Annotated in this window: 13 protein-coding genes and 1 tRNA gene; 5 read left to right on the top strand and 9 right to left on the bottom strand. The window is 70.7% G+C overall.

Features of this window, described 5'->3' with window-relative positions:
• Nucleotides 1-170 precede the first annotated feature (170 nt).
• The 3 genes from ACF07B_RS31435 (at nucleotide 171) to ACF07B_RS31445 (ending at nucleotide 4683) form a co-directional block, all read left to right on the top strand.
• A complete protein-coding gene (locus ACF07B_RS31435) occupies nucleotides 171-2390 on the top strand; it encodes an NADP-dependent isocitrate dehydrogenase (protein WP_392181461.1) in 2220 nt (739 codons plus the stop codon).
• A 175-nt stretch (nucleotides 2391-2565) separates the two neighbouring features.
• Nucleotides 2566-3624, top strand: a complete 1059-nt coding sequence (locus ACF07B_RS31440) for a right-handed parallel beta-helix repeat-containing protein (protein WP_362400156.1) — start codon at nucleotides 2566-2568, stop codon at nucleotides 3622-3624.
• A 30-nt stretch (nucleotides 3625-3654) separates the two neighbouring features.
• Nucleotides 3655-4683 carry a methyltransferase gene (locus tag ACF07B_RS31445; protein ID WP_362400158.1) on the top strand — a complete coding sequence of 343 codons (1029 nt, stop codon included), beginning with the start codon at nucleotides 3655-3657 and terminating at the stop codon, nucleotides 4681-4683.
• An 85-nt stretch (nucleotides 4684-4768) separates the two neighbouring features.
• Here the strand turns inward: ACF07B_RS31445 and ACF07B_RS31450 are convergent, their stop codons facing one another.
• The 7 genes from ACF07B_RS31450 to ACF07B_RS31480 form a co-directional block, all read right to left on the bottom strand.
• Nucleotides 4769-5101: a TcmI family type II polyketide cyclase gene (locus ACF07B_RS31450; RefSeq protein WP_369485466.1), complete on the bottom strand. Its 333-nt coding sequence runs from the start codon at nucleotides 5099-5101 to the stop codon at nucleotides 4769-4771.
• Between the two features lie 30 nt (nucleotides 5102-5131).
• On the bottom strand, nucleotides 5132-5611 hold the full coding sequence (locus ACF07B_RS31455; protein ID WP_326784245.1) for an SRPBCC family protein: 480 nt from the start codon (nucleotides 5609-5611) through the stop codon (nucleotides 5132-5134).
• Between the two features lies 1 nt (nucleotide 5612).
• Complete coding sequence (locus tag ACF07B_RS31460) at nucleotides 5613-5873, bottom strand: acyl carrier protein (RefSeq protein ID WP_362400163.1); 261 nt, start codon at nucleotides 5871-5873, stop codon at nucleotides 5613-5615.
• Nucleotides 5874-5902: 29 nt separating this feature from the next.
• The gene (locus tag ACF07B_RS31465; protein WP_392181462.1) at nucleotides 5903-7150 is read right to left on the bottom strand and encodes a ketosynthase chain-length factor; all 1248 of its coding nucleotides are present in this window, start codon (nucleotides 7148-7150) and stop codon (nucleotides 5903-5905) included.
• Entirely contained in the window at nucleotides 7147-8415 is a 1269-nt protein-coding gene (locus ACF07B_RS31470) for a beta-ketoacyl-[acyl-carrier-protein] synthase family protein (protein WP_392181463.1), read from the bottom strand. Before ACF07B_RS31470 ends, ACF07B_RS31465 begins: the two co-directional genes overlap by 4 nt.
• Entirely contained in the window at nucleotides 8412-8894 is a 483-nt protein-coding gene (locus tag ACF07B_RS31475; protein ID WP_369485463.1) for a cupin domain-containing protein, read from the bottom strand. The genes ACF07B_RS31470 and ACF07B_RS31475 overlap by 4 nt, the downstream gene beginning before the upstream one ends.
• Before the next feature lie 67 nt (nucleotides 8895-8961).
• Nucleotides 8962-10086, bottom strand: coding sequence for a SchA/CurD-like domain-containing protein (locus ACF07B_RS31480; protein ID WP_384241487.1), 1125 nt, complete (start codon nucleotides 10084-10086; stop codon nucleotides 8962-8964).
• A gap of 234 nt (nucleotides 10087-10320) precedes the next feature.
• Here ACF07B_RS31480 and ACF07B_RS31485 point away from each other — a divergent pair, with 234 nt between their 5' ends.
• Entirely contained in the window at nucleotides 10321-11997 is a 1677-nt protein-coding gene (locus tag ACF07B_RS31485) for an FAD-dependent oxidoreductase (protein ID WP_392181464.1), read from the top strand.
• A gap of 633 nt (nucleotides 11998-12630) precedes the next feature.
• Complete coding sequence (locus ACF07B_RS31490; RefSeq protein WP_369485460.1) at nucleotides 12631-13647, top strand: DNA-directed RNA polymerase subunit alpha; 1017 nt, start codon at nucleotides 12631-12633, stop codon at nucleotides 13645-13647.
• A 153-nt stretch (nucleotides 13648-13800) separates the two neighbouring features.
• Here ACF07B_RS31490 and ACF07B_RS31495 read toward each other — a convergent pair.
• Both ACF07B_RS31495 and ACF07B_RS31500 read right to left on the bottom strand, forming a co-directional pair.
• A tRNA-Pro gene (locus ACF07B_RS31495) sits at nucleotides 13801-13874 on the bottom strand.
• Nucleotides 13875-14022: 148 nt separating this feature from the next.
• Nucleotides 14023-14946, bottom strand: coding sequence for a LysR family transcriptional regulator (locus tag ACF07B_RS31500; RefSeq protein WP_392181465.1), 924 nt, complete (start codon nucleotides 14944-14946; stop codon nucleotides 14023-14025).
• Between the last annotated feature and the right edge of the window lie 60 nt (nucleotides 14947-15006).

The raw sequence follows: 15006 nt of genomic DNA on the forward strand, positions 1-15006 counted from the left end.
CGCCGTACCGGGAGGGGGATGCCCGTCGTCGCGTCGGCGGAGCCGGCCGGGTGCGGACGGCGGTTTTCCACCAGGCCCGGTCCGACGCGGGCCGGACCGCTGTCGAGCCGGGGGCGCTCACGAGATATCTTGATGTCGAGCAATGTTGCAGACGTGGAGCGGAGCACCCGGTGACTGACTCGACCATCATTTACACGCACACTGACGAGGCCCCGGCCCTGGCGACGTATTCGTTCCTGCCGGTGGTCCAGGCGTACGCCTCTCAGGCGGGTGTCACTGTGGAGACCCGTGACATCTCGCTGGCCGGGCGCATCATCGCCCTCTTCCCGGAGTTCCTCCAGGAGGACCAGCGCATCGCGGACGCCCTGTCCGAGCTCGGTGAGCTGGCCAAGACGCCCGGCGCGAACATCATCAAGCTGCCGAACATCTCGGCGTCGATCCCCCAGCTCAAGGCCGCGGTCGCCGAGCTTCAGGCGCAGGGCTACGCGCTTCCGGACTACCCGGACGACCCGAAGTCGGACGAGGAGCGCGACATCCGCGCCCGGTACGACAAGGTCAAGGGCAGCGCCGTGAACCCGGTCCTGCGCGAGGGCAACTCCGACCGCCGCGCCCCCGCGTCGGTCAAGAACTACGCCAAGACCCACCCGCACCGCATGGGCGCCTGGTCGTCGGACTCGAAGACGAACGTCGCCACCATGGGCGTCGACGACTTCCGCTCCACCGAGAAGTCGGCCGTGATCTCCGAGGCCGGCGCGCTGCGCATCGAGCTGGTCGGCGACGACGGCTCCACCACCGTGCTCCGCGAGTCCGTGCCCGTACAGGCCGGCGAGGTCGTGGACGCGTCCGTCATGCACGTCGCGCCGCTGCGTGAGTTCCTCACCGAGCAGATCGCCCGCGCCAAGGCCGAGGGCGTCCTGTTCTCGGTGCACCTCAAGGCCACGATGATGAAGGTCTCCGACCCGATCGTCTTCGGTCACGTGGTGCGCGCCTTCTTCCCGAAGACGTTCGCGCGGTACGGCGAGACGCTCGCCGCCGCCGGTCTGACCCCGAACGACGGTCTCGGCGGCATCTACAAGGGCCTGGAGGCCCACCCCGAGGGTGCCGAGATCAAGGCGTCCTTCGACGCCGAGCTCGCCGAGGGCCCGGCCCTCGCGATGGTCGACTCGGACAAGGGCATCACCAACCTGCACGTGCCGTCCGACGTCATCGTCGACGCCTCGATGCCGGCCATGATCCGCACCTCCGGCCACATGTGGGGCCCGGACGGCCAGGAGGCCGACACCCTCGCGGTCCTGCCGGACTCCTCCTACTCCGGCGTCTACCAGGCCGTGATCGAGGACTGCCGCGCCAACGGCGCCTACGACCCGTCGACCATGGGCTCCGTCCCGAACGTCGGCCTCATGGCGCAGAAGGCCGAGGAGTACGGCAGCCACGACAAGACCTTCGAGATCGCGACCACCGGCACGGTCCGCCTGGTCGACCAGGCCGGCGACGTCGTCCTGGAGCAGGCCGTCTCGGCCGGCGACATCTTCCGCGCCTGCCAGACCAAGGACGCGCCGATCAGGGACTGGGTGAAGCTCGCCGTCACCCGCGCCCGCGCCACCGGAGACCCGGCCGTGTTCTGGCTGGACGAGACCCGCGCCCACGACGCCAACCTGATCGCCAAGGTCGACGCGTACCTGACGGAGCACGACACCGAGGGTCTGGACATCCGCGTCCTGGCCCCGGTCGAGGCCACCAAGCTGTCGGTGGAGCGCATCCGCCGCGGCGAGGACACCATCTCGGTGACCGGCAACGTGCTGCGTGACTACCTGACCGACCTGTTCCCGATCCTGGAGCTGGGCACCAGCGCCAAGATGCTGTCGGTCGTCCCGCTGATGGCGGGCGGCGGCCTGTTCGAGACGGGCGCCGGCGGCTCCGCGCCCAAGCACGTCCAGCAGCTCGTCAAGGAGGACTACCTGCGCTGGGACTCCCTCGGTGAGTTCTTCGCCCTCGTACCGTCCCTCGAACAGTTCGCGAAGACCACCGGCAACGCCCGGGCCCAGGTCCTCGCCGACACCCTCGACCGCGCCACGGCGACCTTCCTCGAAGAGGACAAGTCCCCGACCCGTCGCGTCGGCGGCATCGACAACCGCGGCAGCCACTTCTACCTGTCCCTGTACTGGGCCCAGGAACTGGCGCGCCAGACCGACGACGCGGACCTCGCCAAGGCGTTCGCCCAGCTCGCCGAGACGCTGGCCGCGCAGGAGCAGACGATCGTCGGCGAGCTGAACGCGGTCCAGGGCAACCCGGCCGACATCGGCGGTTACTACCAGCCCGACCCCGCCAAGGCCGCGAAGATCATGCGCCCGTCCGCCACCTGGAACGAGACGCTGGCGAACCTCGCCTGATCCACCGCGTCACCACGCACCACCTCGCGGGCTCGGCTCCGCACCCGCCGCCCCGGCCGGATCCTCCGGCCGGGGCGGCGTCGTCGTGAGGTCTCCCGGCGCGTCACGGTGACGGAGAAGGCCACCTGGGCGATCACCGGTGGCGGGCCGGAACGCCCGTTCATAGCTTCGGCCCATGACCAGACAACAGATGGCCTACCTCGCGTGCACGGCGGTGGTCGTGGCATCGGGCGTGGGCGCAGCCCTGCCCGCCGACCACCCGTCAGTGCACCTGGTACGCCCGGGTGAATCCATCCAGAAGGCCGTGGACTCGGCGCGAGCGGGCGACACCGTCGTCGTCGCCCCCGGCACTTATCACGAGAGCGTCACCATCACGGTGCGGGACCTGACCCTGCGCGGCGCGAGCGCCAGGTCCACGGTCATCGCGCCGGACACCGCCGCCACCGGCGCCTGCGCCAAGGCGGGCAACGGCATCTGCGTGACCGGGTCCGACAGCAAGCGTCTGCGCGGCGTCACGGTCGCCTCACTGACCGTCAGGGGCTTCTCCAAGCAGGGCCTGTGGGCGTCCGGGACCGACGGGCTGACGGTGCGCGGGGTGACCGCCGAGAAGAACGGTCAGTGGGGTCTCGCCGAGGAGCGGTCCGTGCGGACCAGGTTCGTCCGCAACACCGCCAGGAACAACGGTGACGCCGGTCTGTTCCTCTCCAACACGGTCACCACCGAGGAGGGAGCCCGCGACACGCAGGGGACGGTGGTCGCCCACAACCTGCTGAGCGGCAACCGGATCGGCATCACGGTGCGGCGGCTGCGGAACCTGACCGTCGCCCGCAACGAGGCCACCGGCAACTGCACCGCGGTGTTCGTCGTGGGCGACGAGAACAAGCCGCGCGTCGGGAACCTGTCCGTCCGCGGGAACTACATCCACGCCAACAACAAGTCCTGCCCCAAGACCCCCCGGCTGCCCGCCCTCCAGGGCTCGGGGATCGTCCTCACCGGCGCCGAGGACACCCGGGTGACGCACAACCGGGTCGAGGACAACGTGGGCTCCTCCCCGCTGTCGGGCGGCATCGTGCTGTTCAAGAGCTTCGTGGGCGCGCTCAGCGAGCGCAACGAGGTGCGCGACAACGTGGTCCTGCGCAACGGTCCCTCCGACCTCGCCAACCGCGACACCGGCAAGGGCAACACGTTCCGGGGCAACACCTGCAAGGTCTCCGAACCCGCCGGAATGTGCTGAGTGGGGCACGACACAGAAACGAGGCATGGAATGACAACTGTGGATCAGAGTCCCCCGCCGTCCATGCAGCTGCGGGAACTCGTCTTCGGAGCGGCCCGCGCCGCCGCCGTACGCGCCGCGGCCCGGCTGGGTGTGGCGGACGCCCTGGACGACATCCCCATGAGCGCGGAGGACCTGGCCGCCGCGGTGAAGACCCAGCCGGGGACCCTGCGCCGGCTGCTGCGCGCCCTGTCCTGCCAGGGCGTCTTCGCGGAGCGCCCGGACGGCATGTTCGAGCACACGCAGATGTCCCGGCTCCTGCGCGAGGACGACCCGAACAGCCTGCGGTACATCGCCCTGTGGTGCACCGAGCCGTGGACGTGGAACGTCTGGCCGAAGCTCGACGAGGCGGTCCGCTCCGGCCGCAACGTCTTCGAGGAGGTGTACGACAAGGAGTTCTTCGAGTACCTCAACGAAGACGCCCCCGAGTCCGCGCACGTCTTCAACCGGGCCATGACGACGTCCAGTTCGCAATCCGCCCAGGACGTCGCGAAGCTGCTCGACCTGCGGGGCGTGACGTCGGTCGCCGACATCGGAGGCGGCCAGGGTCACGTCGTGGCCAGCCTGCTGGAGAAGCACCCCACGATCCACGGCACCCTGCTCGACCTGCCGGGCGTGGTGGAGAACGCCGACCCGCGCCTGCGGAGCGGCGGGGCGCTGTCCGACCGGGTGCGGATCGTGGCCGGGGACTGCCGCGAGGCCATCCCCGTCCAGGCGGACGTCTACATCATCAAGAACATCCTGGAGTGGGACGACGAGAGCACCCGCCGGGCGCTCGCGAACGTCCGCGCGGCCGCCCGGCCCGGCGCCCGCGTCGTCGTCATCGAGAACCTCGTGGACGACACCCCGTCGATGCGGTTCACCACGGCCATGGACCTGCTGCTGCTCCTCAACGTCGGCGGTGCCAAGCACACCCGGCAGAGCATGGTCGACCGGCTCACGGCGGCGGGCCTGGTCATCGGCGAGATCCGCCCGGTGAACGCCTATCTGCACGCGTTCGAGTGCACCGTCCCCGGCTGACCGGACGGCGTACACGGAAAAACCCGAGGCCGCCGGCTCCGCTTCGTCGCGGAGCCGGCGGCCTCGGGTTGTGTCACGGTGCCGATCAGGAGGCGGTGTCGCGCTCCCAGCGGTAGAAGCAGCGCGCCATGGCGTCCTTGGGACCGCGCCAGGTCTGCGGGTCGTACGCGCTGACGTACGCCGACAGTTCCTCGCTGACGCTGCGGAACTCGGGGTGTCCGGCCACCTTCGCGATGGCGGGCCCCGGGTCCCTTTCGGACTCGATGAGGTGCAGGTACACATCACCGAACTGGAAGAGGCTGCGCCGGTTGACCCCGATGAGGTGCGGGAGCTCACCCCGGTCGGAGGCGGCGAACACGTCGGAGATCGCCGGAGCCGAGTCGGGCGCCATACGGGCGACGATCAGGGCGTGGTGCATCGGATGTCCTTCCTGTGCCGGCTTCGGCGGTCAGCGGGGCATGGCCGCGGGGCTGCGGCGCTCACGGGCGACCTGCTCGATCCGGTCCCGGATGAGGGCCATCTGCGTGACGGAGTTGCGGTTGATGTTGTCCGTCATCCAGGCGTCGTCGACGGGGGCGTCGGGCTTCATCGCGAAGTCCTGCACCCAGCGCATGTGCGTACCGGCCGGGGTCTCCTCGTACTCCCACCGGATGTTCATGTGCGCGAAGGGTCCCGTCTCGACGCGGCGCGCCCGCACGGTCCGCCCGGCACGGTCCACGGTGCGCTGCGAGACCCAGCTCCACACCTTGCCGTTGTCGTCCGGGTGCATGGTGAGGCGGAAGGTGGTCGTGTCGCCGTCCCGGGTCAGGATTTCGAGGGACGCGTACTCGCTGAAGAGCCGCGGCCAGTTCTCGATGTCGTTCGTGATGTCCCAGACGAGGTCGAGCGGGGCGTCGATGACGACGCTGTTGTCGGTGTGTCCAGCCACTTCAGGCTCCTGCCTTGAGGGTGTCGTTGACGAGATCGAGGAACGCCCGCGGGGTCTTGCAGCGCTCCGCGTCGGGGGGCAGGGGCCGGCTGTACCGGTTCTCCAGTTCGCCGACGATGCCGAGCAGGGCGAGCGAGTCGAGTCCGAGGGTGCCGAACGGCGCGTCGAGTGACTGCGCGAGTTCGTGGGGGTCGACGGTGATCCCGGCGGCCTTCTTCATGAGAGCGGCCAGTTCGTCGACGGTCACTTCGGTGGTGATCATCCGGTTGTTCTCCTCACGTGCGGCCCGGGCTACCGGGCGTGGTCGCCGCCGCGTCGTACGACCAGGGCCGCGTTGGACCCCATGAGTCCCCTGCTGAGGACCAGGGCCGTACGCAGTTCGGCGGGTCGGGCGTTCGACGTCACCAGGTCGAGGTCGTGGCAGATGTCGAACACGTTGGGGGTGGGCGGGATCTGGCCGTGCTCCATGGCGAGGACCGCGGCCGCGGTGTCCAGCAGGGGCGCCCCGCAGTAGGCCCGTCCGATGCCCGTCTTGGGCGCCGTGACGGGTACCCGGGTGCCGTGCGCCCCCAGGGCGTCGGCGATGGCCAGGGCTTCGGCGCGGTCGGCGGCCGGGACGCCGAGAGCGTCGGCGAAGACGACGTCGATCTCCTCCGGGGCGCAGCCGGCCTCGGTGAGGGCGCCCTGGATCGCGTGAGCGAGCCCTTCGCGGGACCGCTCCCACTGGGAGGCCCCGGTGAACGTGGCCGCGTGTCCGGCCACCAGGGCGCGGACCTCCGCCCCCCGCTCACGCGCCCGCCGCTCGTCCTCCACGACGAGCATGGCGCCGCCTTCCGCGGGCACGAAGCCGCAGGCTCCCTCGGTGAAGGGGCGGTAGGCGCGAGCGGGGTCCTCGACGGTACTGAGCTCGGGGTAGCCGAGCTGGCAGACCATCGAGTACGGGGCGAGCGGCGCCTCCGCGGCGCCGACGACCATCGCGCCGGTGCCGCGCCGTACGCCGCGTGCGGCGTGCGCGATGGCGTCCAGTCCCCCGGCCTCGTCGCTCGCGACGACTCCGCACGGCCCCTTGAATCCGCCGCGGATGGAGATCTGGCCGGTGCTGGCCGCGTAGAACCAGGCGATGGACTGGTACGGACCGACGAACTTGGAGCCCTGGCCCCATAGTTTCTGCAGCTCACGCTGGCCGAACTCGCCGCCGCCCGATCCGGCGGCGGTGACCACGCCGATGTCGTACGCGTCCTCGGGGCCGACCGCTCCGAGGCCCGCGTCGTCGAGGGCGAGGACGGTCGCGGCCAGCGCGAAGTGGCTGAAGCGGTCGGTCTGGACGAGGAAGCGCTCCTCGATGAGGTCCGCGGCGTCGAAGGCCCGGACCTCACCCGCGACGCGCAGCGGCAGGTGTTCGCATCCCTCGCGGGTGATCCGGTCCAGGACGCCGAGGCCCTCCCTGACGGACTTCCAGTAGGCGTCGGCGCGCAGTCCGTTGGGCGCGATGACACCGATGCCGGTGATCGCCGCGTGCCGGGGGCGCTGAGTGCTCATCGTGTCCTCCCAGCCGGCCCGGTCAGGAGCACGGCGGACTGGAATCCGCCGAACCCGCTACCGACGGAGAGCACGTTCCTGAGCTTCCGCTGGCGTGCGGTGCGCGGCACGTAGTCCAGGTCGCACTCGGGGTCGGGGGTTTCGTAGTTCGCCGTGGGCGGCACCACCTGGTGCTTCAGGGCGAGGACGCAGGCGACGACCTCGATCGCGCCGATCGCGCCCAGCGAGTGGCCCACCATGGATTTGATGGAGCTCATCGGTGTCCGGTGGGCGTGTTCGCCCAGGGACCGTTTGACGGCGGCGGTCTCGTGCCGGTCGTTCTGCCGGGTGCCGGAGCCGTGCGCGTTGACGTAGTCGATGAGGGTGGGGTCGAGGCGGGCCTGGTCGAGCGTGCTGTCGATGGCCCGGGACATCTCCAGGCCCTCGCTGGTCAGACCGGTCATGTGGTAGGCGTTGCCGTAGGTGGCGTAGCCGCCGATCTCGCAGTAGATGTGCGCGCCGCGGGCCCTGGCGTGCTCGTACTCCTCCAGGACGAGTACGGCCGCGCCCTCGCCCATGACGAAACCGTTGCGGTTGGCGTCGAAGGGCCGGGAGGCGTGCTCGGCGTCGTCGTTGTCGGGCGACGTGGCCTTGATGGCGTCGAAGCAGGCCATCGTGATCGGGGATATCGGCGAGTCGGACGCCCCGGCTATCAGGACGTCGGCCCGGCCTTCCTCGATGGTGTGGAAGGCGTATCCGACGGCGTCGAGTCCGGAGGTGCACCCGGTGGAGACGGTCTGCACCGGTCCCTGTGCCCCGAACTGTTCGGCGACGACCGAGGCGAGGGTGCTGGGCGCGAACGCGAGGTGCAGTTTCGGGTCGGCGGCGCGGTGGTCCACGTCCCACCGCCGGCCTCGCTCGCTGACCTGGACGTAGTCGTGTTCCAGACGGGTGGTGCCGCCGACGGCGCTGCCCAGGGAGACTCCGACGCGCCAGGGGTCTTCCCGGTCCGTGTCGAGGCCGGAGTCGCGGACGGCCTCTCCGGCCGCGACCACGGCGAACTGGATGTACCGGTCGGTGTGTTCGACCAGATCGGGGTCCAGGCCGTGCGCGAGGGGGTCGAAGTCGCATTCGGCGGCTATGCGCGAGCGCAGGCCCACCGGGTCGAAGAGCGTTATGCCACGGGTCGCGGTGCGGCCGCCTTCGAGGAGGTCCCAGAACGCCTTTGTCCCGGTGCCTCCCGGAGCGACCACACCGATGCCGGTGACGGCCACCCGGCGGGTCACTTTATGGCCCCGCTTCGTTCGGACGGCTGTCCGTGGTCCGGCGCGGACAGGTGGGGTACGGCGGTCATGAACTCGGGGTTCGGCACGGTGTCGTCGGTGGCCTCCGTGTCGACATGGCCGAGGCTCGGTCGCGGCGCGAGCGGGCCGAGGTGGAAGACCATGCGGGCCTCCTCGTCGCCGACGTTGCGGAAGCGGTGCCGCATGTCGATCGGGATCAGCAGGCCCTGGTCGGGCCTGAGCGCGAACGCCTCACCGTCCAGGTCCACTTCGAGGGCGCCGCTGACCACGTACACGAACTCCTCGGAGTACGGGTGGTAGTGCTCGCCGATGCGCTCGCCGGGCTGGATGATGGCCAGGCCCATGAAGCCGCTGGTGGACCCCGCCGTTGCGGGCGTGAGCAGGGCCCGGATGTCTCCTCCGCGCCTGCGGTTGGGTTCCGTCTCGCTCAGGTCCACGATGCGTGGATGGTGCTTGATCATGCTTGAACCTCCGGGTGGGGCGAGGACGTCGGATGGGACGTCCGGGGACGCGGGTGGCGGCGGTCCGTCAGGAACCCGCCGAGCTCCGGTCGGTGACGGGCAGCATGTCGGCGTGCGACAGGAGGCGGTTGATGTTGCGTTCCGTCTCCAGGGAGCCTTCGACGCCGATCGCGGGGCCGTCGAGGAGGCGCTCCAGCTCGGCGGCCTTCCTGGTGCCCTTGAGGCCGAGGGAGGCGACGGGGTCGAGGTCGAGGTCGCCGGTGATGTCGATGAGCCGTACGACGATGTCGTCGCGCTGGAAGACGGTGCTGCTGTACACGGGGCTGTTCTTGTCGTCGGCCGCCGCCTCGTCCTGGTGGGCCAGGAGCCGGGCCAGTTCCATGCCGCAGCCCGTCCGGGCCGGGTAGTACAGCGCGTGCCGGCGCAGCTTCGCGGGTTCCTTGCGGCCGGAGACCACATGGTGCACGGCCGGGAGCGCCGCCCGGGTGAAGAAGACCCGCGCCGAGTCGGGGTCGCTCAGGTCCCGGTCCTGCTCCAGGTAGGGGTTGATGGCCTCCTCGACCGCCCGTACCTCGGGCTGGCGCGACACGTGGCGCAGGGCCGCGAGGAGGTCGCCCTCCACCTCCACGGCCCGCACGACGCGGTTTCCGTGCATGAAGAGCGAGGTGCGGCGCAGCCGGGTGTTGTCGTCGACCTGGGCCTGGGGCGACTGGTATCCGGCGAGGATCTCGGCGACCTTCGACTCGGATCCGGGCTTGACGGTGAAGGTGAGGGCGTGGCGCGCGACCCCGTTGCCCTCGCGGGCCTCGACCTGCCGGGCCGACCTGGCCGACTCGGGGGTGAGCGGCTCGGCGGGGCTGGTCTCGCGGAGGATGCTGTAGCGCATCGACCGGGTGTCCCGCACGCAGCTGTGCATCGGCCGTACGGTCTCGACGTGCTCCTCGCTGTTGACCCAGGCGAGGAAGGGCGGGGCGCTCTCCCACTCGCTGGTGATGAGCCACTGCGAGGGGTTCTCGATCGACTGGCAGAGCTGGTCGCTGATGTGGCCGGGGACCGAGGCGACCTGGTTGCGCATGAGTTCGTACGCGTCGAGGAACTGCTGCTGCGCGCCTTCGTACAGGTCGAGCAGCAGGATCACCCGAAGCCTCGATCCGTCGAACGCCGACTGCGAGATCCGTCCGGAGTTGGACATTGCGGCACACCTCTCCTTTTCGTCACGGAAGTCACGAACGACCGCGGTAGCCGAAACGCCGGGGCCGCCATGAACTGATCGTTGCCGCGTGCCCGGGACTCCGCGAGCCCCGCGGGTCAGGCGAGTGAACCGCGCGCCATCCGGGTGCCCCTGCCGTGCGAACCGGCCCGCACCGGGCATGGAACCTGCATCCCCATCCCTGACTCGCGTCCCAGGCGGCGCTGGAGGCAATCGATGAACCGATTGGAAGAGGCCGGCGAGAACGGTCTCCATACGCCCGTCCTCATCGTCGGCGGCTCGCTGGTGGGCCTCTCGACGTCGCTGTTCCTGGGGCGCCTCGGGGTGCCGCACGTCCTGGTCGAGCGTCACGCGGACACGTCGAGGCATCCGCGGGGGCGCGGCAACAACGTCCGCACCATGGAGATCTTCCGGGTGGCCGGGGTGCAGCGGCGCATCGAGGAGGCGGCGTCGGTCCTCGCGGACAACCACGGCATCCTGCAGACGCCGACCCTGGTGGGCGACGCCGGGGAGTGGCTGTTCAAGGAGATCGACCCCGGCGGCGGGCTGGCCCGCTTCAGCCCGGGCGCGTGGTGCCTGTGCAGCCAGAACGATCTCGAACCGGTGCTGCTGAAGAGTGCCCGGGAGCTGGGCGGCGACCTGCGGTTCTCGACGGAGCTGATGTCGTTCGAGCAGGACCCCGAAGGAGTGACGGCGAAGGTCAAGAGCCGGGAGACCGGCGAGCACACGACGATCCGCGCGGACTATCTCGTGGCGGCGGACGGTCCGCGCAGCCCCATCCGCGACACGCTGCGCATCGGCAGGACCGGGCCGGGCGACCTGTTCCACAACGTGAGCCTCACGTTCACCTCGCGCGGCCTCGCGGAGGTGGTCGGCGACCGCCGGTTCATCGTCTGCTATCTGACCGATCCGGAGGCCGACGGTGCTCTGCTGCCCGTCGACAACAAGGAGCACTGGGTCTTCCACGCCCCCTGGCACCCCGAACACGGGGAAACGCTGGAGGAGTTCACCGACGAGCGCTGTGTGGAGCACATCCGGCGGGCCGTCGGCGTACCGGATCTCGACGTGGAGATCACCGGCCGTGCGGCCTGGCACGCGGCCGAGCGGGTGGCCGAACGGTACGCGCAGGGGCGGGTGTTCCTCGCCGGTGACTCGGCCCACGAGATGTCCCCGACCGGGGCGTTCGGCTCCAACACCGGTATCCAGGACGCCCACAACCTCGCGTGGAAGCTGTCCGCCGTGCTGGCCGGGTGGGCCGGCCCGGGGCTGCTGAGGTCCTACGACGCCGAGCGCCGGCCGGTCGCGGAGGCGACGAGCGCGCGTGCCTCGTCGCGTTCGGTGGAGCACAGCCACCCCGGGTACACCCCCGAGCCCGCGGCGGCCGGGCAGGGCGGGCAGGGCGGCCCCGGCGGCAGGAAGGGCGGGATCCTCAATGTGGCGCTCGCCTACCGCTACCCGAGGGGCGCGGTCCTCGGCGCCGATCCGGCCGCTCCCGTCGTGCCCGAGGGCGTACGGCTGACGGGCGAGCCGGGGAGCAGGGCGCCGCACCTGTGGCTGACCCGCGCCGGCGCCCGGATCTCCACCCTCGACCTGTACGAGCGTTCCATGGTGCTGCTGAGCTCGGCGGAGGGCGCCGGCGGCTGGCACGCGGCGGCGAAGGACACGGCCCGGCAGCTCTCCGTCCCCCTCGACTCGTACCGGGTCGGCGGCGGGCCCGAGGCGGATCTGGTGCCCGCGGGCGACTCGGACTGGGCGCAGGCCCACGGTGTCGGCCCGGACGGCGCGGTGCTGGTCCGCCCCGACGGGTTCGTCGCCTGGCGGTCCGAGGGGCCGTCCAAGGACCCCCGGACGACCCTGCGGAAGGCTCTGGTGGCACTGCTGGACCAGGCCTGATCCGCCGTTGGCGGGCGGCGGTCCACGGACCGCGCCGGGCGCCCGCGCCCGTGGCCCGCGCGGTGCGGAGGGAAAAGGCCGGAGGCCGTATCGGCGTTCCGATACGGCCTCCGGCCACGACTTCGACAGTCGGGACGACAGGACGATCCTGCGGGCAAGGCCGTCGACGACGTCCGGCCCATCCACGACGCCGTCGAACGCCGCGCCCGCGGCCTTCTCGACGACCTCGGCGCGCCGGCACAGCACTGACTTCGGACATCGGCACGGCGGCCGGCCTGTGGCTCGTCTTCGGCGACGCGCCCGGCGACTGAGGCGACGGGGATTCCCTGCCGGGAAAGCGCGGCGCCGTGAGCGGTGCACACCACCCCTGCCAACTGTCCCGGCCAACGCCATGACCACACCATCACCCTGCCGTGGCTGCGCATGCCTGCCTGGCCGTCCTGCGCGCCCGAGTGCTGGACGCGGGTAAAGCCCGTGGGGGCGGCGGGCGTATGGGAAGCCCAAAGCCTCTCCGCTGGGTCGGGGGACGGGCGGCTCGGCCTCTGCGAAGGCCGTATCGCCCGGATCACACGTACGCTTCGTGGTGTCTACGGCGTCACATAGCGGGCGCGAAACCACTGGAGGCAACACCTCGTGCTGATCGCTCAGCGTCCGTCCCTGACCGAAGAGGTCGTCGACGAGTTCCGCTCCCGGTTCGTGATCGAGCCGCTGGAGCCGGGCTTCGGCTACACCCTCGGCAACTCCCTGCGCCGCACCCTCCTCTCGTCGATCCCCGGCGCTGCTGTCACCAGCGTCCGTATCGACGGTGTCCTGCACGAGTTCACCACCGTGCCGGGCGTCAAGGAGGACGTCACCGACCTGATCCTCAACATCAAGCAGCTGGTCGTCTCCTCGGAGCACGACGAGCCGGTCGTGATGTACCTGCGCAAGCAGGGCCCGGGTCTGGTCACCGCCGCCGACATCGCGCCCCCGGCCGGTGTCGAGGTCCACAACCCCGACCTCGTCCTCGCCACGCTCAACGCCAAGGGCAAGCTGGAGATGGAGCTGACCGTCGAGCGCGGTCGCGGCTACGTCTCCGCCGTTCAGAACAAGCAGGTCGGTCAGGAGATCGGGCGCATCCCGGTCGACTCGATCTACTCGCCGGTGCTGAAGGTCACGTACAAGGTCGAGGCGACCCGTGTCGAGCAGCGCACCGACTTCGACAAGCTGATCGTCGACGTCGAGACCAAGCAGGCCATGCGTCCCCGTGACGCCATGGCGTCGGCCGGTAAGACCCTGGTCGAGCTGTTCGGTCTGGCCCGCGAGCTCAACATCGACGCCGAGGGCATCGACATGGGCCCGTCCCCGGTCGACGCCGCCCTCGCCGCCGATCTGGTCATGCCGATCGAGGAGCTGGAGCTCACCGTTCGGTCGTACAACTGCCTCAAGCGTGAGGGCGTCCACTCCGTGGGTGAGCTCGTCGCCCGCTCCGAGGCCGACCTCCTGGACATCCGTAACTTCGGTGCGAAGTCCATCGACGAGGTCAAGGCGAAGCTGGCCGGCATGGGCCTGGGCCTGAAGGACAGCCCGCCCGGATTCGACCCGACCGCCGCCGCCATCGGCGCGGACGACGACGCGGACGCGGGTTTCGTGGAGACCGAGCAATACTGAACGCTGCGCCGCGCAACCCTGCGTAGCCGCTCATCGTGCACGGAGGTCACTGACCACCAGCCACCGGTGCCTGCACCAGGACGTCCCCAAAAAATGATCGAGGGCCGGTTTCGGATACCTCCGAAACCGGCCCTCTTTCACGACTGTCTCCAGTCGGGACGACAGGATTTGAACCTGCGACCCCTTGACCCCCAGTCAAGTGCGCTACCAAGCTGCGCCACGTCCCGATGCGTCTTACGCGCGGTGTCCCGCGTGTTCGCGCATCCGAACCTTACCGCACGTCGGTGGATGACCACGCACGCATTGTTATCGTCGCAGCGCAGGCGGGGTCTTCGTACGCGGGCAGGCTTGCCGTACGAGGCGGGAGGATCGCCCTCAGGCCGCATCGTCCAAGTCGGCCGCGACCGCTCGGAGTGCGTCGGCCAGCCGGGCGGCGGGCTCCGACAGGGGGTGCGGAAGGCGGGCGAGGACGAGGCGGCGCCGCTCCTCGGGGCCGCCCCGCACGGACAGGATCCGTACACCGGGTGGCGCCGCGGGGGCCAGTGAGGCGGGAACGGTGGTCAGACCGCAGCCCGCGGCCACCAGGTGCAGTTTGGCCAGCCAGTCACGGGCGGTGTGGGCGATCACAGGGCGCTCGTCCAGTCCCGGCCAGACACCCATCAGCCGCTCGTCGCCGACGGACGAACCGGCGATCCAGCGCTGCCCCCGCAGGTCGGCGATGTCGACGGAGCCGCCGGCGGCGAGCGGATGGGCGGCCGGCACCGCGAGCCGCAGACTGCGTTCGCCGAGCGTTCGCACGGTCAGCGCGGGCGACTCGCTGTCCAGGGGCCGGAAGGGCGGCGCCGAGGCGAGCAGGGCCAGGTCCAGGGTGCCGGCCCGCAGCGCACGGACGAGCGCGGGGGTGCTGCCCTCCCGGGTGGTCACGGTGATCGCCGGGTGGCTGCGGCGCAGCGCGGCGACGGCACGGGGCAGCAGGACGGCGCCCGCGCTCGCGAACCAGCCGAGACGGACGGTCCCGGCCTCGGCGGGCAGCCCGGCGAGTTCCCGTGCCGTCGCGTCGATCTGGTCGAGAACCGTCACGGCCCGCCGCAGTACGACGTGTCCGGCCGCGGTCAGCCGCACGCCGTCCCTGCGCCGCTCCAACAGCGGCGCCCGTGCGGCCCGTTCGAGCGAGGCGATCTGCCGGGACACGGCGGACTGGGTGTAACCGAGCGCGCCGGCCGCCGCGGTGAGCGTGCCTCGCTCGGCCACCTCTCGGAAGACACGCAGGGCGACCAGTGAGACGTCGGTGAAGTCCATGACGATGACGCATACCAGACCTGAGCAGGTTTCGTTGGACGCATGCCTGAGGTGTTCCTA

It is taken from the genome of Streptomyces sp. NPDC015532 (genome assembly GCF_043078065.1).
In the GTDB taxonomy this organism is placed as follows: domain Bacteria; phylum Actinomycetota; class Actinomycetes; order Streptomycetales; family Streptomycetaceae; genus Streptomyces.

Bases quoted from the DNA above. Each gene is read 5' to 3' on its own strand.
- ACF07B_RS31485 (WP_392181464.1), top strand. From the start codon at position 10,321: ATGAACCGATTGGAAGAGGCCGGCGAGAACGGTCTCCATACGCCCGTC.
- ACF07B_RS31440 (WP_362400156.1), top strand. From the start codon at position 2,566: ATGACCAGACAACAGATGGCCTACCTCGCGTGCACGGCGGTGGTCGTG.
- ACF07B_RS31480 (WP_384241487.1), bottom strand. From the start codon at position 10,086: ATGTCCAACTCCGGACGGATCTCGCAGTCGGCGTTCGACGGATCGAGG.
- ACF07B_RS31445 (WP_362400158.1), top strand. From the start codon at position 3,655: ATGACAACTGTGGATCAGAGTCCCCCGCCGTCCATGCAGCTGCGGGAA.
- ACF07B_RS31460 (WP_362400163.1), bottom strand. From the start codon at position 5,873: ATGATCACCACCGAAGTGACCGTCGACGAACTGGCCGCTCTCATGAAG.
- ACF07B_RS31500 (WP_392181465.1), bottom strand. From the start codon at position 14,946: ATGGACTTCACCGACGTCTCACTGGTCGCCCTGCGTGTCTTCCGAGAG.
- ACF07B_RS31450 (WP_369485466.1), bottom strand. From the start codon at position 5,101: ATGCACCACGCCCTGATCGTCGCCCGTATGGCGCCCGACTCGGCTCCG.
- ACF07B_RS31475 (WP_369485463.1), bottom strand. From the start codon at position 8,894: ATGATCAAGCACCATCCACGCATCGTGGACCTGAGCGAGACGGAACCC.
- ACF07B_RS31465 (WP_392181462.1), bottom strand. From the start codon at position 7,150: ATGAGCACTCAGCGCCCCCGGCACGCGGCGATCACCGGCATCGGTGTC.